Genomic DNA, 22,040 nt, shown 5'->3' with positions numbered 1-22,040 from the left:
AGAGATGTCTCAATAGTCAGTTGAGGCATCTCTTTTTTGTATATGGGGCGTTCTATCCGCCGCATCAGATCTTCTATCCGTCAGTTCGATGGTCCAATCCGTCACATCGGCTCTTCTATCCGCCGCTTTGCTTTCTTCACATAGAAAAAGCCGTCCTAATGATAGGACGACTTCTTTTTTATTTTACGGTATTGATCACTTGTACATAGTCTTTGCTAACAAAAGCTGTTCCTGTATGAAGTTTATCAGAAAGAACCTCATACCAGCCGTTTGTAGCAGAGTTAGTGATGATAACAGGCATTCCACTACGTGCATACGTGAATAGCGGACTATTACCTGTAGATGCTTCTGTACGAACATTTAAACCAGGCGTTGTTGTGATACCAATCGTATATGGGTTATTAGCATCCTTAAAGCCTAATGCCTTTTCAGCACGGTAGTAATGTCCTGCAATTTTTGCACCCCAGTATGGGTCAGAAGCGTATTTTACGTTAAAGCCAAGAGCTTTTGAACCAATTACAGCACCGTTGGCAAAGTTTCTGCCTGGTGAACCACCTGGCGTGATATAGTTTGGCTGTAAAAACTTATCAACAAGCTCATTGATATTGGCAACAATACTATCAAACTTTTTGTTTAGTGGGTTAGTATCATATACATACAAACCAAATAAGTTATTTAAGTCTTGTGCATGAGGACTCATACCATAAGCACTTTCATGCTGTGCAAGTGATAATATTAGCATCGCATTAATTTGTGATTTTGCTTCTATTTCTTTTAATGTTTTGCCTAAACCGATTAACTTACTTTTCTTTGTTGCATCTTTATATAGAGTAATCCCCGTACTTTCCATCTCCGCTAACTTCTGCATAATATAAGCATCAAGTTCTTCGGCAGTGTATTGTGTTGTTGCACGAGCAGGTAAAAACTGATAATAGTTATAGGCGTCGCCTTTAGAAGACCCGTTTCCATTTGTGAAAGAGATGCCATCCCAGCTGTAGTATTTTTCACCTGGCTTCATGAAAGAAGGTGCTTTTCCGTAAACATAGCTAGAAGAATATTTATTTGTTTTGTGATCGTAGAGCGTGTGTTTAATTTCACCATTCTCATTTGTATAGTAAGAGCGACCTTTGCTCATTGAAAATGGGATTAATGTAACATCAGCGTGTTTTAAGTAGCCGACTTGACCAGCTAAACGTACTTTTACTTGTGTTTCATCACTGCCAAGGTATTCCATCTCTGTATTAGGTGCAACACCAATCGAGTCATTAATTGTTTCAGATTTTAGTGCTACATAATTATTTGTCACGACATAGCCTGAAGACATTTTCATAATTTTGTCATTCTGAACAATAACTTGTGTATCTTTTGTCATGGCCTTTTCAGCATCTGCAAAGGTAGAGAATCCTTGATTGCCAACAAGTGTGCCGTTTGAAATTTCCTTAATAACGTATTTGGAGGCGTCTGTATTCGGGTCTCCAGGATTTGGATTACCGCCATTTGAGTTGCCGTCGTTTGGATCACCAGTGTTTGTATTACCACCGTTTGAGTTGCCGTCGTTTGGATCACCAGGGTTTGGCTTACCGCTGTTTGAGTTGCCGTCGTTTGGATCACCAGGGTTTGGCTTACCGCCGTTTGAGTTGCCATCGTTTGGATCACCAGCAAGTGTCATTAAACGGTGAATAAACGTAGCAGCTTGTCCAATAGTTGCATTTTTGTTAGGCATAAAGTAACCATTATCGCCTTTAATGATTCCTAATTGGGCACCTACAGCTACTGCTTGGCGGTAGTCTTTAATAATAGATGCATTATCCTTAAAGGTAATAGAAGAAGTACCTTTAGGAATTTCTAAGTAATCAATAGCTCTTTCTAGCATAATCGCCATATGCTGTCTTGAAATAGCGGCATTCGGTTTAAATGAACCATCTCCATAGCCTGTAATAATCCCAGCTGAAGCAGCAAGTTTAATATCTTTTGCATGCAAATATGTATCTGGGACATCCTTAAAGACTATATCGCTAGTCTCTTGAAGATTCATGGCCTTTGCCAAATAAGAAGCGAATTCTCCGCGTGTCACATTATCATTTGGACGATAACTTCCTTTTGCATCTTTTACTAATGCATTTTTGGAAATTAAATAGCGAAGTCCCTTTTCATGGGAATGCCCTGTGAGTTCATCAGCAGCAGATGCCTGTTGGGGTTGCCAAAAAAGCAAGCCGACTACAGTCATGAGCATTGCAATGATTGATAGTTTTTTCATATTTTTACCCTCCTAAACTTCTACACCATTTTAACAAAGTTATAGGGTCACGATAAAGGTAAACGTTAGAAAAATCACAAAATGAGACTATATGAATAGCATTCTTGACAATTCCTAGAAAACTGGAAAATAGCTTAAATGTTCCATAGCTATTTTGGCATATTTTTGATAGTGTTATAGAAGTAAAGCATACGAAGGGAGAGTTGAGGGCTCTATATTACTTAAGAGCGCAAAAAAAAAATGAAAAAAATAGCGAAAAATTTACTGGTTTTAGTTGTATTATTGTCAATGGTTGTTAGTCCATTGAATGCCTATGCATTCCAAACAGTTACGAAGGATATTCCATTATCGAAAGGTATACAGTATAAACAATATACATACAAAAATACCTATACAAATTCTATAAATCATATTACGGTAAATGTCGATGAGCCAATGACAGAGGTACAATTGGGTATGCCTGCAACAGTCAATGGAAAAGAATCGACAGTAGCGAATGCTAATCGTAATTCACGCGAGGGGAATCGTGTAGTCGGTGCTATTAATGCAAGTTTCTTCAATATGTCAGAAGGTTACCCATTATTTTTACTAGCTAAAGATAATGTTATTTTAAACGGTGGAGCAGTTTCAAACGGCACCGATCAATATATGAATGTCCCTACAGCTTTCGGAATGACAGCAGATGGCCGCGGTGAGATTGACTATTTTGATTTTGATGTAACGCTTTCTCATAAAGGTACAAATTATGCCATGTCAGGAATGAATCGTGAACGTAATATTAACGAATCGATGATTTACACACCACAATTTTATAGTAAAACAACAAATACAAATGAATATGGTTTTGAAATCGTAGTTGATACAGCTGCGCCAATTACTGAAAATAAATTTGGACAAACGTTAACAGGAAAAGTTACAAAAATTACACCTTATGGATCAAAAGATAAAATATCTATTCCTCCAACTGGCTTTGTTGTTTCATTACAAGGGGGAGATTGGCACAATAAGCTAAGTCAAATAGCACTTGGAGATGAGCTGAGTGTTAACTTCTCTATTGATAAGCAGTGGCAGGATGCAAAATTTATCATGGCAAGTGGTCCGTATTTAGTAAAAGATAATAAGCCTTACATTATGATGAGCACATCTAGTTCTCGTGCAAAAGAGGTTGCGCCACGTACAGTTGTTGCGACAAGTGAAAATGGAAAGAAAGTACACTTTATTACGGTAGATGGACGTCAAAGCCATAGTAAAGGTATGAATATGGTTCAACTTGCTAACTATTTAGTATCGCTTGGTGTCGATCAAGCAATTAACCTAGATGGTGGCGGCTCAACAACAATGGGTATCCGAAATTACGGTAGCAATAATGTCGTATTAGCGAACCTACCATCCAATTCAGGAAACACGCAACGTCTTGTGTCTGCAACATTACAAGCTGTCAGTACGGCACCAACTGGTAAAGGAAAATATATTAAAAAGACAAATAGTACAAACTATGCAACTCTTTTAGAAGGTGCTTCGTCTAGTATAGCAGTACAATATGTATTAGATGAGAACTATAATGCACTTCCACTCGATGGTCATTTATCGCTAACATCTGAGAATAATATTTTAAACATTAATGGTTTAAACTATACGGCAACGAAAGCCGGTAATGATCGAATTTACATCAATCACGATGGCACTGCTGTTGAATCATTCCAAGTGAAAGTAGTAGATGCTCCGGCAACATTGAACGTTGCGCCAAAATCAAAAACAGTAAGTGCTGGCGAAACTGTCAAATTTACTATGGATGCAAAGGATGACGGTGGCAAACCTCTAGTTTACAATCCATCACAGGTGAAATGGTCGGTAGAAGGAAATATCGGTACTATTACTAATGATGGTAAGTTTACAGCTAAAAATCCAGGTGCTACTGGTAAGGTAATAGCGACTTTAGGAACAAAAAGTGCAGAGGCTGCGGTGACTGTAGCAAAACCTTCTTTGTTTAAAGATATTCCAGATGATTATGTATACTATAAAGAAATTGAGTACTTAACAAAAAATAATATTATTACAGGTCAAGCAGATGGCACATTTAGACCGAATGATAAACTGTCACGTGCACATGCGGCAGTAATTATTAGTCGCGCACTTGGTTTAGATACATCAAATGTAAAAAATCCAGGCTTTAAGGATATTCCTGCAAATCATGTTTATTATAAACAAATCGCAGCTGTAGTTGAGGCTGGTATTATGAGTGGTAAAGGCGACAATACCTTTGATGCAAATGGTACTTTAACGCGTGCACAAATGGCGAAGGTTGTAGCATTAGCTTATGACCTAGAAGGAACAAGTAACATTAACTTTAAAGATGTATCGAAGGATCATTGGGCATATCCATATGTTCAGCAACTAGCAGCAAATAATATTACAACTGGCTATGGTGATAACACTTTTAAGCCAAATGAAGCGATTAGTCGCGCTCACTTTGGATTATTCCTATATCGAGCAATCCACCAATAACAGTAGTCCTTAAAGAAAGGTTTTGCCTAAATAGCAAACTAGTAGTATTTTATCTAGTTTGCTATTTTTGTTTTTAAAGCAAAGGGAGCCGTAGTAGATAGAAATATAGTTGATTTTTACCATACGACAAGAACTAGTATTGACCTTTAAAGCTCGCCTTTTTTTTACTATTTTTAAAAAGAACGAAAATGTACAATTGTGGTATAATCTCAGTATTAAAAAGTAAAAGGATGTTTTTTAATGAAAATAGGCATTGTGGGGAATTACGGCAATGATAATAATGGTGATGAATCAATATTATACGGCATTCTTCAACAAGTAAAACAAACATTTTCGGTAACTAGTGATGACATTACCGTTTTTAGTAATAACACACAACAAACATCCGAACGTTATGGGGTACACAGCTATCCATTGTATTACAGAAAGAGTAATTTATTTAAAACGTTTATCCATACATTTAAAAATAATAAACAATATGTAGCAACATTTGACCTCCTCATCATTGGTGGCGGTGGTATTTTAATGGATTTCTATAAACGTGAGGCTCACCTGTATGGAGCGTATGCAATGATGGCAAAACAAAGTAATATTCCCTACATTATATACGGATGTGGCGCTGGACCACTTGATACTTTTTCTGGAAAAATCAGTATTCGTGCGATGTGTCGTTATGCAGCAAGTATCTCTGTACGTGATCCCCAGTCCAAGAAGCTTTTGCAAAGTATTGGGGTGAAAAAGCCAATAGAAATCATTGGTGATCCTGCATTTACATTAAAAAGGGATCGTCAAAATTACGCAGAAAAACCAATTAAGATAGGTGTATCAGCGGTTCCATACTATAATGCAAACTATTGGCCAGAGGGAAATGTTGAAAAATATGATGCGTACGTTACTGGTATGGCGAAAAATTTAGATAAAGTAATTTCAGAGCATAATGTCAAAATTACCTTTTTTGCCACGAAATTCCCGCAAGACGTCACTGTGACGAAGGATATTCAGAAAAAAATGCAACAACGTGCACATACAGAAATTATTGAGGAAAATTTGGTGCCAGAGCGATTACTTGAGGTAACTGAGGAGCAGGACATTATCATCGGTACACGTCTACACTCACTTATTTTGGCAACCGATTCGGAAACGCCTATTATTGCGATATCCTATCATACAAAAGTACAGGATTTTATGTCCTTTGTGGGCGCATCAGATCGTTGCTTACAAATGCAGGATATAGAGGATGATGAGAAGGCTCTATCCACAGTAGTTGGCAAACTAAGTAGCAATTGGGAGCAGTCAATTGCAGAGACGAAACAAATTGCTACCCATATTCATCAAGAGGCCATGCATGGTCAGGAATTAATGAAAAAGGCAGTGACACGTCTATGAAAAAAGTACTCGTCATTAGTAATATGTATCCAACATCTGATCATTTATCATTCGGTATTTTTGTGAAAAATCAAGTCACTGCACTTGAAAAAGCAGGACTAGACGTAGATATATCAGTAAATACAAATCCGGCGACAGGTAAGAAAAACACCATTATGAAATATACAAAATGGGGCTTATCGACATTAATGAAAGGCTTAAAAAACAGAAAGTCTATTGATGTCACACATGCACATTATGTGTTCCCATCTGGTATGCTGTCGTTGCTATTAAAGAAAATGTTTGGTATACCGTTTATCGTTACAGCACATGGCGGCGATATTGAGCGTATGGCGAAAAAGAGTACAAGAATTCGCAATTGGACAGCCAGTATTTTACGTGAAAGTGAACATGTTATCGCAGTAGGTCCTGTCTTAGCTCAACAAATTGAACAAGATTTTGGGATTGAAAAAGGTAAAATCTCTATCGTTAGCATGGGTGTGAATCGTGAGGTTTTCACCAAAGGAAGTCAAGCAGCAGTGTGCAAAGAACTGCAATTAGCTTCTGAGCCATTCAGATTTTTATTTGTAGGAAATGTGATTAAGCAAAAAGGCGTGGAGGAGCTGTTACAAGCTTTCCAAATGCTAAAAACAAAAGTATCTCGTCCTTTAGAGTTAAATATTGTAGGTTCTAGAAGAGATCAAGCATTTTTCCAATCCTTGCAACCATTAATCAGTGAAGACGTCAAATTTATAGATCCACTAAAACAACAAGAACTAGTGAAGTGGTTTCAGGCAAGTGATGTCTTTGTATTACCATCCCATTTAGAAGGTTTTGGGTTAGTGGCATTAGAGGCTTTAGCGACAGATACACCTGTTATTGCTTCTAATGTAGGTGGACTTGTATCTTTGCTTGGAGAAGGCGCAGGGCATTTAGTGGAGCCCGAAAACGCTATGGTTTTATCTGAGGAGATGCTGCGTGCAGTGAACACGCCAAAAGATCAATATATGAATCGTGAAGCGGTCGACAAGGTTTTAACCATTCACGATGAAAAAAATATAACAGCTCGCTGTATAGCGATTTATAAGTCGGCCATCGAAGGTAGGGATGGCTTATGAATAAGTTTATAAAATTAATTGGGGCAGTTGCGATTATTAATATTGTTGCCCGTGTTTTCGGATTTTTACGTGAAATGATTATCGGATTCCAATTTGGTACTGGTCATACTTCTGACAGTATTTTTACTGCGTATATGATTCCAAACTTTTTGTATTTAGTGGTTGGAGGAGCATTTACAACTGTTTTTATTTCAATTTATAACCGAGAATCAACCGACAAAGGACTATTCGTAAAACAGTCGTTTACAATAGTTGCTATAACAGCGACAGTAATGACATTGATTGGGATGGTCTTTGCTACTCCAATTTTAGATAGCTTTAAAACGGATAAGATTGTTAGCGAGGAAGAAGTGGCTTTAACAAGAAATCTTTATTTGTGGATGATGCCATCCTCTATATTTCTTGTTTTATCTTCTTGGTATAGTGGTTTACTAAATGTAAATCAAAAATTTCATTTATCGAGCTTTGCCATTTTAATTTACAATGCTGTTTTCTTAGTGATCGCAGTTGTATTATCGTATACTATCGGTCCAATTGGATATGGTATTAGTGCATTTGTAAGTGCGATACTGATGGTGTATTTCTTAGTGATCGGTTACCGTAAATTAGATTCGTTTAAGGTAGGGTTTTCCTTTAAACAAAATGTATCAACAAAAGAGTTGTGGATAATGGTTGTACCTATTATGCTTGGCGGTGCAACGATTCAACTATATGCACTACTACAGCGCTATGTAGCAGGGCTATTATCATTAGAAGGAGCAGTATCATCTGTTAACTATGCTTCTAAGTTGATGCAATTCCCACAAGCTATTTTAATTACGGCCGTAACGACAGTTATTTATCCAATTTTAAGTCAAAAGGAATCTGATAATGACCATTCTTCTATAAAAAGCTTGTATTCAAAGGGATTACATTACTTGTTACTGTTACTTGCTCCAGTGACAATTTTCTCTTATTTTTATTCGACTAGTCTAATTCAAGTTGTTTTCGAATACAGCAATTTTACTGCGGAGGATACAGCTGCAACAGCGCCAGTACTGGCCGTCTTTGTACTTTCTATGTATTTCCTTGCAGCAAACGGATACATTACACGCTTTTACTATGCAAAAGGTGACTCAATGGCACCTGTAGTATTTAGTTTACTAAATGTATTTGGAGTAAACATGGCAGTTATTTTCTTAATGGTAGATGCAACTGGGGTAGTTTCAATTGCATGGGGGACTTTAATAAGTTCTATTGTGAACTTTATCATGCTTGTAGTATATGCAAGCATTAAATATGATCTGAAAATGGGTATTTTCAGCAAAGAGCTACAATTTTTCAGAGCATTGCCACCATTGATCGTTATCACGGTTGTTATGTACTTTTCAAGCGAGTATTTAGTATTTGATAACAAGTGGTTAACTTTCATTGTAGGTCTTGTTATTTTTGCTGCTGTGCTTGTAGGCTCCTATTTATTATTTGGCGTGAAGGAAGTAAAAGAATTTAGTGATAAACTAAAAAGAAAACTTTTAAAACAATAGTAATCAAAATGGGTATCTTAGAAGAAATTCTTAGATACCCATTTTTGTATTTTTTTTAAAATAGGAAGAGGTTGTTTTTCGATAAAAGCCTAAAAAGTTTCGGTAAAACGAGTTATTGTTTCGATAAAAGCACAAATAGTTTCGATAAAGAGAGAGATTGTTTCGATAAATCTTCAAAGTATACCTATAAATACGAACACAAGCAGTAGCTTCTTTGCTATTTATCCCGCATTAAAGGGCAGTAAGACTCCATCCTAAAATAGGAAATGAAAGTTGGATTAGTTAGACACAATAAGTACTTATTGCAAAAAAAATGTCATATTCACAATATTTTATAGTAAAAAAATAGGGGCTGTATTATAATAATTTTATTCAGATAGTGTGGAATTTTTTAACTTATTTTAGCAAAATATTTTTGTAGAGAAAATAAAACGTCTACTACAGAAGTCTCCCATCTCTATAGGTGATAAGATGAATCCGGACGCAATTATGAAGAGGTATAATTGCTGAATATATGACTCATCACCAAAAGTTGTGGATGCCATTCGTTAAGACGTATGCCATTTATCTTCATTCAGTAGAAGACTCCTACCTCTAATGGTGGTGAGATGAATGAGGATGTCGTTCCCTTTCAATGGGTGTCCATACATCTACTGAAATAGAGGAACTCAGTCAGTCTAAGAACACCACGACTTGTGGCAATTTATCTGCGCGAAAGCGAAGCGACAGCTACAAATGTTTTCTGTGCGACAGCTACAATTACGCCAAGGCGAAATCAACCACACGTTATGGTGATGAGCCGGACATATTAATAATTTAGCATTACTTGGTAATAATGATACTTGAAGGAACTACAAACTAAGATAAGGTGGAAAGTATGGCAAGAGGTAGGAAGATTAATTCAAATGGTGAACGAAGTAAACAATTATTGCTTGAAAAGGCTGTAGAGCTATTTTCTGAAAAAGGTTATCATGATACAAAAATTAGTGACATTGTAAAAGCTGCCAATGTAACACAGCCAACTTTTTATTTATATTTTGAAAGTAAGGACTCTCTTTATAACGATCTGAATAAACGATTTCAGCGTGGATTTGATGAAATCATGAGTAAACATTCAGAGGAAGTTGTAAAGGGAATAGAAGGCTTAGTTAGAACGCTGAAGCAAAAAATAAAAATGTTGTTCGTCTACATACTTGAAAATCCGAAGTTAACGAAAATTGGATTATTTGAATCCGAACAGTCAGTTGTCGTTAAATCTCAGCTTACACAGCAGTTAATTTCCCTTATACACCTCCATGATTGTGAGCATCTATTACAATTATATTGTGTAGACATTAATGTGGCTGTAGATAGTTTTGTAGGATCCTTGGAGCGTTTAATATTAACAACTTTACTTGAACAAAAAAAACTGCCATGCGAGCTAGCAAATGAACTAATTAACTTATACTTTTTAAGAGAAGATAAATATAAACATTTATAAAAAAATGAGGCTGGGACAGAACTCGATTATTTTGAAAAATAGCGAAAACAGATAATAACTTTTTCGCTTCAATGAGTAGAGTGTTCCTTCCTAAATCAAAAAAATGTTAGACCGAAATGGTATCGGTTTAACATTTTTTCTTTTTGTCCCAGCCCCATTTTTTATTTCTTTACTGTAATACGAAGATAAATGCCTTGTTGCAGCTTTTTATCTGTTTCTTTTTGAATTGATGGATGAACAAGAAGCATATACTCTTGTCCGCTGTTTAACGGTTTTGATGGGGTAACAAGCAATGATTGACCATCAACTTTTGTTGTAATTGGTACTTCTTTACCGCCTAAACCGACGAGCTGAACACTACCTTCAGCGATCTGCGAAGAGAGTGCTTGAGATAATTTCACTGTAAATGTTTTAGTAGACGGTACATTTTTTAAGCTTACTAGTTCTTTGTAATGTGTATATTGTTCTTTTATTGCATCGTAATGGGCCTGGAAAATAGGTGCAGTCTTTGTTTGGATGTTTGGTTTTACCCCAACTTCATTAATTGTTTTCCCTGATGGACCTGTAAATTTACCGACTGTAAGCTTTAAATAGCTACCGTCATGCAATTCAAAAAAGCCCTGCATAGCGCCTTTCCCATATGTAGTTTCCCCATATAAAATAGCAGATTGCTGATCTTGTAATGATGCTGCTAACATTTCAGAGGCGCTAGCACTATAGCGATTTACTAGAATACGTGTATTAGCCGGAAATTTTTCGTTTTGATGGGCTGCACGTACTTTATAAGAGGCATGTGCTTCTTCGAGTAAATAAGCAATTTTTGCTTGTGGGAATAGCCCTGTCATTTCCTCAGCTGTTGCCACATAGCCACCACCATTGTTTTGTAAATCTAATATAAAGGAAGTTGCACCACGCTGTTTTAATTGAACAAGCGCGTCCTTTACAAGCTTAGCACCGTCTTCTGAGAAGGATGACATGGCAATATAGCCAACATTCCCAAATAGTAATTCAGATTCCACATTTGGTAATGTGAATTTTTTTCGTGTAATGGTTGTAGTAGAAGTTTTACCATTTACATGTTGGAGTGTCACTTCTACTTTAGTACCCTCATCACCGATTAAGAGGGATGAGGCTTCTTGTGTGGCGCTTCCTACAACAGATTGCCCGTTAATTGCAGTAATAATGTCTCCAGCCACGATACCGGCATTAGCTGCACCGCTATTCTCAAATACTCGTAAAATATGAATGCCATCTTCATGCTCTTCGATGACTACACCAATCCCAATTGTTGATAGATTGATGCTATTGATAAATTCCTCAAACTCCTGTTTCGTAAAATATGTGGAATAAGGGTCTAGCATATCAATAATTTCTGGGATTGTTTTGGCGTTTTGTAAATTCCCATTGATCGTCCCAACATATTTTGCCTCAATAATTTCCTTGATCTCCTTTACAAGCTGTTGTTCATTGCTTGCAGCAGAAGCGTTTGCAAATGGAAAGATGAAGAAACTTAGAATAAATACGAAAGACCACACTAATTTTTTCATAGGACACCTCTTTTCTAATTACTTGTATTATACATGAATTTCCATATAACCGCGAATAGAGATAGAGGGAATTTACTGAAAAAAAGAATCTGCAAGCATTTTGCGAAAACAGTCGCAAAAGCAAGCAGATTCTAGTTATTTAATAAATGTAGAAGGCTCATAGGGGTGATTCCAGTTCCAACTGGAAGCTTTGGTGCTGACGCTTTGCTTTCGCACAGAGCAGAGCTTCCTGAGGGCGTACGATGAACCGCTTCACTCGCGCTCCAGGGCCTCATCCTTGACTTGATTGCCCAGCCTCCGCTAATGTCATCCTGAACTTTTGGATATGAGATTAAAAAACTCTCTTATCTTTTCATAAGTTTATGAATGATAAAGCCGATAAGTGCGCCGATAATCGCAGGTACAAGCCATCCTAGACTTTGTTCGTATAAAGGTAAAGCATTTAAAATGTTCTCATAGGGTGCAATTCTAATATTCATTTCCTTTAAACCATCATATAGACTAACACAGAATGTTGGAATTAAAGCTAAAATGTAAACGATTTGTCCACCTTTAAAGAAATGATCGACAAGCGACAGTACCATTAGCACCATTGCTAGCGGATAGATCATTAATAATACAGGTAGTGATGCACTAATGATTGTAGAAAGACCTACGTTCGTAATAGCCGCACTAAAAATTGTGAAAGTTACTAAAAATGTTTTGTATGATATTTTTGGAAATAACTTATTAAAATACGTAGCATTAGCAGTTAATAATCCTACAGCAGTTGATATACACGCTAGTAAAATAGTAGTAGATAAAATAACACTTCCAAAATTACCAAATAGAACTTTAGCGGATTTTGCAATAATAACACCGCCATTATCAGAAGCGCCAATTGCATCTATACTAGTGTTACCAATTTGGCCAAGCGAGATGTAAACAAATGATAGACCAATAGCCGCAACAATTCCGGCGAAAATCGTCGTTTTGATTTGTTTTTTAGTATCTGACATCCCCATGTCACGCAATGCTTGTAAAATAACGATACCAAAAACAAGCGCACTTAGAACATCCATTGTTAAATAGCCTTGAACAAAGCCTTCAGTCAGAGGAGATACAGTATATTCTCCTACAGCTGTCCCTGGTTCACCCATTGGAGAAATAAAGCTTTTAACCGCTAGAATTAAAATAACGATCAATAAAGCAGGTGTTAAAATTTTTCCTACACGATCGACAAGCTTTGTAGGGTTAATAGCTAAGTATAATATTAAGGCAAAAAACAATACAGATGTTATAAAAAGTGGTGCCCAATGATCTGCTACTGACTCAGGTAGAAATGGGGCAATCCCTATTTCATAGGACACCGAACCTGTACGAGGTACTGCAAAAAATGGCCCAATCGCTAAATAAACGATTGACGTAAAGATCACACCAAAAGTAGGGCTGACACGATTAGCAAGCAGTTGTAAATCCCCACCTGCTTTCGCAACCGCAACGATTGCTAAGAGTGGTAAACCAACACCCGTTATTAAGAAACCAATCATTGCTAACGTAATATGCTCACCAGCTTGTTGGCCTAATAATGGAGGGAAGATAATATTTCCAGCACCTAAAAATAAGGCAAATAATAATAAACCTACTGCTAAATTTTCTTTGATGAAAAGCAAAATGTTTTTCATAAAAATAAAAACTCCTTTAAGATTGAAAAGATGAAACTTTCTAAAAATTTTAAATACAGAAGTGTATGTTACCATATGAATACTAATCTTGCAATGAATATCTTCTTGTAATTCGTCGGATTTTGTAGTATTCAATAAGATTGATAAAATGTTTGAAAAATAGTCAGTTTTTCCGATTTCTGTTTACTTTAATATCTAGTATGATAGACTCACAAGGGAATATTCTAGCATGAACGGAGGCAATTTGATATGAAAAAATCAAAAAAATTGAGAATCCTTGCTTTAAGTACTATAGCTACTTCATTTTTAGCCCTACCTACCGCAGAAGCAGCTACATATACCGTGCAAAAAGGAGATACTTTATCTAAAATCGCTCAAAATCATCAAGTAACAGTTCAAGACATAAAAAGCTGGAACAAATTAAAGAATGATATGATTTATGTAGCGCAAAAGCTTGAGGTTTCAAAAACATCTACGAATGAAGCAGGGAAACCTTCAAATCCATCACCAACAACACCAACAACACCAACAACACCACCGAAGCAAACAACTGCTTCCCATACAGTAGTTAAAGGAGATACATTATCAAAAATTGCTAAGCAATATAATGTGACACTAAAGGACATTAAAGAATGGAATGGACTTACGACAGACGCTATCTACATTGGCCAGGTGTTAAAATTATCTCCAACAGCTACAATACCAGAGGGTGATAAGTCTTCAGGTGCGGGAACACCATCAAAAGAAACGTCTAAAGATCCCTCAGCTAATGGACAAGCTATTTATAAGAAAACAATAGACGTAGCTAATACTTTGGTAGGAACTCCGTATGTCTACGGTGGTAATACACCTGAAGGCCTTGACTGCAGTGGCTTTATTTACTACGCCTTTAATCAAGGTGGTTTAAAGATTGGAAGAGACAGTAGCGAAGGATATTTTTATGGTAATACAACACAAGTTACTAATCCAATAGCGGGAGATTTAGTATTTTTCGAGAATACGTATAAAGATGGAATATCTCATATGGGTATTTATCTTGGTAATAATAAATTTATCCATTCAGGGTCAGATGGTGTTGAAGTTTCAGATGTTACAAACTCCTACTGGTCTACAAAATTAGTAGGTTATAAACGATTCGACGCGATCAAATAAAGTGAAAGCGATTTTTGCATATACGCAGAAATCGTTTTTTTTATGGAGTGAGAGAGAATCACTGATAAGAATGTGGGATCGCTGATAAAAAGGAGAAAATTGCTGATAAGGATGTGGGAATCGCTGATAAAATGTTAGAAATCGCCGCTAGAAACCTCAAATGAAAAAAATCCCTTCTTTCTATGAAAAAGAAGGGATTTTGATAGCTAAACGGGTAGTAATTTATCTGTATGCCAAGCGAAGCGTCAGGTACAAGATTAACTCCCCGTAAAATGAAAGTTTCGCTTTATTGTGTTACGCGTGCTGTCCAACGAGAAAGATCTGCATCTTTTGCATCAACAAGCTCTGTAGGGAAGATAAATGTCCAAGGCTTCGTTGAGTTCGGTTGTACAGTTAAGATAGGATCCATTTTAAATGAACCTTTAGCAATTTGTTTACCTGTTGCATCAATAATTTCTAGTGGTAATTGTTCAAGATTAATAGCTTTATTATGTCCGTTACGAATGAAGATAGACACATTTAAACTACCATTATCCGCAAGTTTTGCTTGCAGGCCAGTGAAGTTTACTTCTGTTTCACCTAACTCAGGTAAAGTTTTGACGATTTTTGCAAGCTCCTCTTTTTGTGCTTCAGGTAGTTGTTTTTCCCATGATGGATCTAATTCTAATTGGTGACCGCGTAGGGAAACAAGGTTGAATGCAATTTTCCAGCCGTCTTCTGGTACTTCATCGACTTTGATCGTTGATTTTTCAAATTCAAATACCCATGGACGAGCACTTTCTGCTGGAATCGTGCCAAGTGCTGCAAAATCGAATTTTTTAGATGCTACAAGCTCATCGTTTTTATCCATAATGTAAAGCTCAATTTCACCTAGCTCGATTGCTTGAGACAATGATGAGCGGAAAAACGCACGCACTTGCCATTTTTTAGAGCGTGGGTCTTCTTCAATACTAATAGAAGAAAGTGATAATTGATTTGGCTTCAAAGGTTCTAGCTCATTAGCAAGGAAACTAAAAATGTATTTTTGCTCCTGAGGAACATCCCACTCTGGATGGAATGAAAGCTTCGTCACAACATCACGATTATCGCTATTATCCGTAGTAGTATTTCCTAATAAGTCTTTAGAGTCAATTGTGTTTTCTTGAACAACCTTGTCCGATTTTTTAAAGAATGAAAATAAGCCCATTATTGTACCTCCATTTGTGCTTCAATCATTTTCATGAAGCCTGTGATTTCTATAATAATAGAACGACGTAATTCTTGGAAATTCTTTCCGAATAATTCAAGTCCTTCACGTTGGTAAATTCGCATCGGATCTTCTTGCTGGTAATGACGTAAGCCAATTCCTTCTTTCAAGTGTGTCATGGCTTCTAAATGTTTCACCCAGCCACTATCTAAGTAGCTTAGCATTACTTGTGGAATAACTGCCACTACTTGTTCATTCTCAGCGAACTTCTCCATCTTTGCAGTTAATTCTTCAACAGGTGCTTGCAGTGAATCTAAAATAGGGACAACTTTCCCTACTTCTCTATCAATTGTGATAGGTGAAAGGAAGAGACTATTTAAGGTTCTTTCCATCCCTTCATAATCCCATTCAACTGAAGGTAATTCATCAGGTGCTGCATCACGTACTGCAAAGTCTACAGTTTCATAGAACATTTGCTTTAATTGTTCTAATAAATTTTCGCCAGCTAAAATTTTGTCACGTAGACCGTAAATAACTGTACGTTGGTCATTAATCACATCGTCTAATTTTAAGTTGTATTCACGCATGCTGTATTGAGAACCTTCAACGATACGCTGTGTGCGGCTAATAAGCTCGTGAACGTTTTTATTTTGAATAATGTCTTGTTCGTCAACGACCATTTTTGCTGAGAATTTTTCAACATCTTCTTTTGCGTAACGTCGGAACATATCATCTTCAATAGAGAGAATGAAGCGGCTTTCACCAATATCACCTTGACGACCTGAACGACCGCGAAGTTGATTATCTACACGACGACTTTCATGTTTCTCGGTACCGATGACATATAAGCCGCCAAGCTCGTGTACTTCTTCACCTAGCACAATATCTGTACCACGACCAGCCATATTCGTAGCTACCGTAATACGACCTTTTTGACCTGCTTGTGAAATCAGCTCAACCTCTTGTTCAACTGTTTTAGCATTCAGTAATTGGAATTTTAACCCTACATTTTTCAAATGCTCAGCAACTGTTTCAGATTGCAGTATCGATGTAGTACCGATTAAGACAGGTTGTCCTTTTTCGTGACGGCTTTTAGCTTCAGCAGCCACATGTTTATATTTAGCTTCTTGTGTTTTAAAAATAATATCAGGCTGATCGACACGCTGACGTGGGCGGTTTGTTGGAATTTGAATAACTTCCATGGCGTACACTTCTTTTATTTCTTTTTCCTGTGTTTTCGCTGTACCCGTCATCCCAGAAAGCTTCGGATACATACGGAAATAGTTTTGAATCGTAATTTGTGCCTGTGCTTTATTTTCTTCTGTGATCGTTACGCCTTCTTTTGCTTCAATTGCTTGATGCAAACCATCAGATAGTGAACGACCTTCTAAAATACGACCTGTGAACATATCAACAAGCTCGATTTTGTCATCCTTAATGATGTAATCAACATCACGCTTGAACATCACATGTGCACGAACAGCTTGGATAACATAATGATAAAGCGTTTGGTGTTCAAGATCATATAGATTATCAACATTAAAGGCAGCCTCAACTTTTTCAATGCCTTTATCTGTTAAAGAAGTAGCTTTTGTTTCATCATCAAAATCGTAATCTTCTTCTTCTTTAAAACGTTTAGCTAGCATAGAAGCAATACGATGTAATTCATCATTCGCCGCCATTTTCCCAGCGATAATAAGTGGTGTTTTTGCCTCATCAATAAGTACACTATCAACTTCATCGATAATGGCGAAGTGATAAGGACGTTGCACTTTATCAGCCAAGCTATGTGCCATGTTGTCACGTAAGTAGTCAAATCCGAATTCAGTACCGACACCATATGTTATATCAGCATTATAGGCCTCTTTTTTTGCGTCTGGCTCCATCATTGGTATATTTAAACCAACTGTTAAGCCAAGGAAACGATGAATTTGACCAACAAGTTCGTAATCACGCTTAGCTAAATAGTCATTAACTGTAATGACGTGCACACCTTTACCTTCTAATGCGCGTACATAAGAAGGTAGGGAAGCGACAAGCGTTTTACCTTCACCTGTAGGCATTTCTGCAATATTGCCTTCAGTTAAAACAAGACCACCGATAAGCTGTACATCAAAATGACGCATACCTAATACACGTTTTGAGGCTTCGCGTACAACAGCAAATGCGTCTGGGATGATTGATGTAATTGGTTCGCCTTGTTCTAAACGATCCTTGAAAATAAAAGTCATTTCTTTTAATTCTTCATCTGACTTGTTGACATATTTTTCTTCCAGATTATTAATCTGATCTACTATTTTATAGTAGCGTTTTAATTGACGAGCACTTGTTTGCTCATCGTTGCGTTTAAAAATTGAGAACATGAAATATACGCTCCTTTAAAGTTGTCTAAATGCTAGACACTACATTATTTTATCAAATTTTACGAATGGTGACTACATTTGACATGCAGCATTCTACCATTCTCAAAAAGAAGAAAAATATTTGTGAAATGGTGGAAATTAAATAGAAAAAGTATATTTCGGCGCTCGTTCGTGCTATAATCAATTTGGATTTAAATGTAGATTATTTTTGAGGAGGAGAGACATGCTTTACGTGTCTTTAATAGCAGCATTCATTGCTTCCATATTGTTAACTCCACTAGTTAAACGATTAGCGTTCAGAATAGGTGCTGTCGATGCACCAAACTATCGAAAAGTACATGCACGAATTATGCCAAGACTTGGCGGATTAGCGATTTTCCTTGCGTTTTTAATAGGCATAGCTATGCTATATCCATTTTTAATAGGCGTATTACCGTGGCATACTAGTGAATATAGTTTATTGGCGATTATTCTAGGAGCCTGTATTATTGTAGCAACAGGCGTCATTGATGATATGCGTGAAATTTCTGCAAAGGCGAAAATGCTAGGTCAGCTTGCTGCTGCACTTATCGTTATTTTTGTAGGTGGCATTCAAATTGACGAGGTTAACTTACCTTTCATAGGTGAATTAGATTTTGGATTACTAAGTATCCCTTTAACAATTCTTTGGATTATTGGAATTACAAATGCCATTAATTTAATTGATGGTTTAGATGGTCTAGCTGCCGGGGTTTCAACGATTGCTCTTATTACATTAGCGGTCATGGCATTTAATATGGGCAATATGTTTGTTTTAGCAATTGCAGCCATTTTAGCAGCAGCATCAAGTGGTTTCTTATTTTATAATTTCCACCCAGCAAAAATCTTTATGGGGGATACAGGGGCATTATTCCTCGGATTTATGATATCCGTGCTGGCGTTACTTGGTTTTAAAAATGTAACATTTGTTTCATTAATTATCCCAATTATTATTCTAGGTGTACCAATTTCTGATACATTCTTTGCGATTGTTCGTCGTGTGCGCATGAAGAAAAAATGGTCTGATCCAGATAAATCACACTTACATCACCGTTTACTGGATATGGGCTTCACACATCGTCAAACAGTACTCCTTATCTATGGGATTGCTATGATGTTTGGATTGGCAGCCGTTATTTTCTCTATGGCAAAAGTATGGGGAGCGATTTTACTCATAGCCGTCATATTAACTGCCATTGAAATTTTTGTTGAAATCATCGGACTCGCAGGTAAAAACTATAAGCCGCTATTAAATTTTGTGCGGATATTTAATAAATAAAATGTTAAAGCAATCATACATTTTTAATGTGTGATTGTTTTTTTTTATGGAGTTTATGGGGAACTGGAGTGAAGAAAATCTTGATCCACGTGAGTTTAGCTTGGGTAGAGTGGAGAACAGTATAGGTCGATAGGGAAATTTCTAGGGTCTACGAGGAAACTGCTCAAGTAGAATGGAAATTTGTCGGATCCACAAGGAAATTGCTCAGATAGAGTAGTAAGTTGCTAGGGTCCACGAAAAAATGCTCAGGTAAGGTAGAAAGCTGCTCAGATAGCGTGGAGAAGAGCTTGGGTAAGGAGGAAAGCTGCTCGGGTAAATGAGGGTGTTTTCCATTCCATGCTACTCGCTTTCCTGTGAACGAGTGTCGAGCCGTTTCCTCCGCTTTTGTTGTCACTGCCGCTACGTTTGCACTACGCTTTCGCACAGAAAACCACATGTCACTGCCGCTACGTTTGCACTACGCTTTCGCACAGAAAACCACATGTCACTGCCGCTACGTTTGCACTACGCTTTCGCACAGAAAACCACATGTCACTGCCGCTACGTTTGCACTACGCTTTCGCACAGAAAACCACATGTCACTGCCGCTACGTTTGCACTACGCTTTCGCACAGAAAACCACATGTCACTGCCGCTACGTTTGCACTACGCTTTCGCACAGAAAACCACATGTCACTGCCGCTACGTTTGCACTACGCTTTCGCACAGAAAACCACATGTCACTGCCGCTACGTTTGCACTACGCTTTCGTACAGAAAACCACATGTTGCTGTCGCTACGCTTTCGCACAAAAACCACATGTTGCTGCCGCTACGCTTTCGCACAAAAAACATCTGTTGACCCAAGCGGCTCATCGGACTCCCACAGGAAACGCTCAGTCGGAACGGAAGACAGCCCCTCATTTTGCTGAAGAGCCATATTTTACTTAATTAGATACATTAATTTCATTGACATAATAGTTTTTCAACAATCGAGTAGGAGGGAGTGACTAACTCCCGACCTCTCCAACCACCGTACGTACGGATCCGTATACGGCGGTTCAATTAAGATGAATAACGCAAGATTTCATAACGAGCTTGCAGACTTTTGAGCCCTTGGTTACTCCAATAAGAGTTACCAAGGGTTCTGTGTAATATTGGACTTTTCGAAATACGCCAGTAACTCTTGCGAGTATTGCCCCATTCGTAAGCCTTCCAGTCTGGAACTCCTAAGCGAATAAGGTTGCGCACTTTCGTACGAGGCTTCTTCCAATTCTTCCATAAACACATGCGAAGTCTTCTTCTAATCCATCCATCCAGTGATTCAAATATTGATTTCGTATCCGCTAATGAAAAGTAGCCACACCACCCAATTAAGTATTGATTCAATTGTTGAATTCGGTACTCCATTGGAAATGGCTTCTTTCTAGCTGTTAATTCCCGAATTTTGTTCTTCATTCGCTTTATGCTCTCTTTCGCAATTCGAACTTGTGGTTCTTTGCGGGAGGTAAAGCTAAATCCTAGGAATTTACGTTGCCAAGGACGAGCCACTGCGGATTTCTTCTCATTTATTTTCAATCGCAGCGTCTTCTCAATAAAGGTTTTGATACTTGCCATCACTCGTTCTCCTGCTCGTTTTGTTTTCACATAAATATTGCAGTCATCGGCGTAACGGACAAATTTATGACCACGTTTCTCTAATTCTTTGTCTAATTCATCCAGCACAATGTTTGAGAGAAGTGGACTCAGTGGACCCCCTTGGGGTGTTCCTTCATCTGTATCATAAACGACACCATTTATCATGACACCCGATTGCAAGTATCTACGAATCAGCTTGAGTAGAGGTTTATCAGAAATTTTCTTCGCTAATGTACTCATTAGACGGTCATGGTTTACTTTGTCGAAGAATTTCTCTAAGTCCATATCTACTACCCAGCGATATCCTTCTTTTATATAGCCTTTGGCTTCTCGGATTGCATCGTGAGCACTTCGTTTTGGTCGAAATCCGTAACTATGATTCGAGAAGTTCGGGTCGTATAGGTTGGATAGCACTTGGGCAATTGCCTGTTGAATGAGTCGGTCTGTCACGGTTGGGATTCCTAATAGTCGCACACCGCCGTCAGGTTTCGGGATTTCGATTCTGCGAACTGGTTGTGGTTGGTAGGTTCCCTCAAGAATTTGCTTCTTAATCGTTAGCCAGTTTTCGACTACATGCTGTCGTAGGAATTTTACGGGCATTTTGTCTACTCCATGACTCCCTTTGTTTCGTTCCACCCGTTTGAGTGCGAGAAGCAGATTCTCTCGTGATAAAATTTGATTCATTAACATCTCGTTCGACTCCTCCGTGAATAGCTTGTCTTCTTATAACAGTTTCTACTGCACCCGCTCAATGTCCCTCATGGGATTCACCATTACCTCCATTAAGTCGGTCCTTCTGGATTTTCTGTGTTTATCATAGAAAACTGCATGCCAAGGGCTATTCTCTCCGAATTGTTCGGTCCTTTCCATTCATTCTAGAAGTGAATGGTACTATGACCTCTGCTGACTTCTGATGGTTCAGCTACCTATCGCTAAGTAGGTTACAAAGTGTACTTTGCGTTTCCAT

13 protein-coding genes are annotated in these 22,040 nt (G+C 37.6%); 7 read left to right on the top strand and 6 right to left on the bottom strand.

Annotation, left to right across the window (positions count from 1 at the left end; all coding sequences use genetic code 11):
- Positions 1 to 178: 178 nt before the first annotated feature.
- On the bottom strand, positions 179 to 2,257 hold the full coding sequence (locus ACB089_RS21405) for an S-layer homology domain-containing protein (RefSeq protein WP_374963834.1): 2,079 nt from the start codon (positions 2,255 to 2,257) through the stop codon (positions 179 to 181).
- Positions 2,258 to 2,497: 240 nt separating this feature from the next.
- Between ACB089_RS21405 and ACB089_RS21400 the strand changes: the two genes are divergently transcribed.
- The 5 genes from ACB089_RS21400 to ACB089_RS21380 all read left to right on the top strand — a co-directional run bounded on the left by ACB089_RS21400 (position 2,498) and on the right by ACB089_RS21380 (position 10,248).
- Positions 2,498 to 4,762: an S-layer homology domain-containing protein gene (locus ACB089_RS21400; RefSeq protein WP_374963833.1), complete on the top strand. Its 2,265-nt coding sequence runs from the start codon at positions 2,498 to 2,500 to the stop codon at positions 4,760 to 4,762.
- A 240-nt stretch (positions 4,763 to 5,002) separates the two neighbouring features.
- Positions 5,003 to 6,148 (top strand): polysaccharide pyruvyl transferase family protein, encoded by a 1,146-nt coding sequence (locus ACB089_RS21395; protein ID WP_368636244.1) that lies wholly within the window; start codon positions 5,003 to 5,005, stop codon positions 6,146 to 6,148.
- Positions 6,145 to 7,245, top strand: coding sequence for a glycosyltransferase (locus tag ACB089_RS21390; RefSeq protein ID WP_374963832.1), 1,101 nt, complete (start codon positions 6,145 to 6,147; stop codon positions 7,243 to 7,245). The genes ACB089_RS21395 and ACB089_RS21390 overlap by 4 nt, the downstream gene beginning before the upstream one ends.
- Entirely contained in the window at positions 7,242 to 8,768 is a 1,527-nt protein-coding gene (gene murJ, locus ACB089_RS21385; RefSeq protein ID WP_374963831.1) for a murein biosynthesis integral membrane protein MurJ, read from the top strand. The genes ACB089_RS21390 and murJ overlap by 4 nt, the downstream gene beginning before the upstream one ends.
- Before the next feature lie 877 nt (positions 8,769 to 9,645).
- The gene (locus ACB089_RS21380) at positions 9,646 to 10,248 is read left to right on the top strand and encodes a TetR/AcrR family transcriptional regulator (RefSeq protein ID WP_374963830.1); all 603 of its coding nucleotides are present in this window, start codon (positions 9,646 to 9,648) and stop codon (positions 10,246 to 10,248) included.
- A gap of 161 nt (positions 10,249 to 10,409) precedes the next feature.
- On the opposite strand, the gene ACB089_RS21375 is transcribed toward ACB089_RS21380, so the two are convergent.
- Complete coding sequence (locus tag ACB089_RS21375) at positions 10,410 to 11,795, bottom strand: S41 family peptidase (protein ID WP_374963829.1); 1,386 nt, start codon at positions 11,793 to 11,795, stop codon at positions 10,410 to 10,412.
- A gap of 344 nt (positions 11,796 to 12,139) precedes the next feature.
- Positions 12,140 to 13,459, bottom strand: coding sequence for a branched-chain amino acid transport system II carrier protein (gene brnQ / locus ACB089_RS21370; RefSeq protein WP_374963828.1), 1,320 nt, complete (start codon positions 13,457 to 13,459; stop codon positions 12,140 to 12,142).
- 249 nt (positions 13,460 to 13,708) lie between these two features.
- Here brnQ and ACB089_RS21365 point away from each other — a divergent pair, with 249 nt between their 5' ends.
- The gene (locus ACB089_RS21365; RefSeq protein WP_374963827.1) at positions 13,709 to 14,611 is read left to right on the top strand and encodes a LysM peptidoglycan-binding domain-containing protein; all 903 of its coding nucleotides are present in this window, start codon (positions 13,709 to 13,711) and stop codon (positions 14,609 to 14,611) included.
- Positions 14,612 to 14,897: 286 nt separating this feature from the next.
- On the opposite strand, the gene ACB089_RS21360 is transcribed toward ACB089_RS21365, so the two are convergent.
- Positions 14,898 to 15,797 carry an accessory Sec system S-layer assembly protein gene (locus ACB089_RS21360; RefSeq protein WP_374963826.1) on the bottom strand — a complete coding sequence of 300 codons (900 nt, stop codon included), beginning with the start codon at positions 15,795 to 15,797 and terminating at the stop codon, positions 14,898 to 14,900.
- Complete coding sequence (gene secA2 / locus ACB089_RS21355; RefSeq protein ID WP_374963825.1) at positions 15,797 to 18,160, bottom strand: accessory Sec system translocase SecA2; 2,364 nt, start codon at positions 18,158 to 18,160, stop codon at positions 15,797 to 15,799. Before secA2 ends, ACB089_RS21360 begins: the two co-directional genes overlap by 1 nt.
- Positions 18,161 to 18,383: 223 nt before the next feature.
- Between secA2 and ACB089_RS21350 the strand changes: the two genes are divergently transcribed.
- Positions 18,384 to 19,457, top strand: coding sequence for a glycosyltransferase family 4 protein (locus tag ACB089_RS21350; protein ID WP_374963824.1), 1,074 nt, complete (start codon positions 18,384 to 18,386; stop codon positions 19,455 to 19,457).
- Positions 19,458 to 20,500: 1,043 nt separating this feature from the next.
- Here ACB089_RS21350 and ltrA read toward each other — a convergent pair.
- Positions 20,501 to 21,763: a group II intron reverse transcriptase/maturase gene (gene ltrA / locus ACB089_RS21345; RefSeq protein ID WP_374963429.1), complete on the bottom strand. Its 1,263-nt coding sequence runs from the start codon at positions 21,761 to 21,763 to the stop codon at positions 20,501 to 20,503.
- Positions 21,764 to 22,040 lie beyond the last annotated feature (277 nt).

It is taken from the genome of Lysinibacillus sp. RS10 (assembly GCF_041956855.1).
GTDB classification, from domain to species: domain Bacteria; phylum Bacillota; class Bacilli; order Bacillales_A; family Planococcaceae; genus Lysinibacillus; species Lysinibacillus xylanilyticus_A.
This window is presented reverse-complemented; position numbering and strand designations above follow the sequence as displayed.

What these genes read in the sequence shown, in the direction of transcription:
- ACB089_RS21405 (WP_374963834.1), bottom strand. Translation starts at nt 2,257, where the DNA reads ATGAAAAAACTATCAATCATTGCAATGCTCATGACTGTAGTCGGCTTG.
- ACB089_RS21400 (WP_374963833.1), top strand. Translation starts at nt 2,498, where the DNA reads ATGAAAAAAATAGCGAAAAATTTACTGGTTTTAGTTGTATTATTGTCA.
- ACB089_RS21395 (WP_368636244.1), top strand. Translation starts at nt 5,003, where the DNA reads ATGAAAATAGGCATTGTGGGGAATTACGGCAATGATAATAATGGTGAT.
- ACB089_RS21390 (WP_374963832.1), top strand. Translation starts at nt 6,145, where the DNA reads ATGAAAAAAGTACTCGTCATTAGTAATATGTATCCAACATCTGATCAT.
- murJ (WP_374963831.1), top strand. Translation starts at nt 7,242, where the DNA reads ATGAATAAGTTTATAAAATTAATTGGGGCAGTTGCGATTATTAATATT.
- ACB089_RS21380 (WP_374963830.1), top strand. Translation starts at nt 9,646, where the DNA reads ATGGCAAGAGGTAGGAAGATTAATTCAAATGGTGAACGAAGTAAACAA.
- ACB089_RS21375 (WP_374963829.1), bottom strand. Translation starts at nt 11,795, where the DNA reads ATGAAAAAATTAGTGTGGTCTTTCGTATTTATTCTAAGTTTCTTCATC.
- brnQ (WP_374963828.1), bottom strand. Translation starts at nt 13,459, where the DNA reads ATGAAAAACATTTTGCTTTTCATCAAAGAAAATTTAGCAGTAGGTTTA.
- ACB089_RS21365 (WP_374963827.1), top strand. Translation starts at nt 13,709, where the DNA reads ATGAAAAAATCAAAAAAATTGAGAATCCTTGCTTTAAGTACTATAGCT.
- ACB089_RS21360 (WP_374963826.1), bottom strand. Translation starts at nt 15,797, where the DNA reads ATGGGCTTATTTTCATTCTTTAAAAAATCGGACAAGGTTGTTCAAGAA.
- secA2 (WP_374963825.1), bottom strand. Translation starts at nt 18,160, where the DNA reads ATGTTCTCAATTTTTAAACGCAACGATGAGCAAACAAGTGCTCGTCAA.
- ACB089_RS21350 (WP_374963824.1), top strand. Translation starts at nt 18,384, where the DNA reads ATGCTTTACGTGTCTTTAATAGCAGCATTCATTGCTTCCATATTGTTA.
- ltrA (WP_374963429.1), bottom strand. Translation starts at nt 21,763, where the DNA reads ATGTTAATGAATCAAATTTTATCACGAGAGAATCTGCTTCTCGCACTC.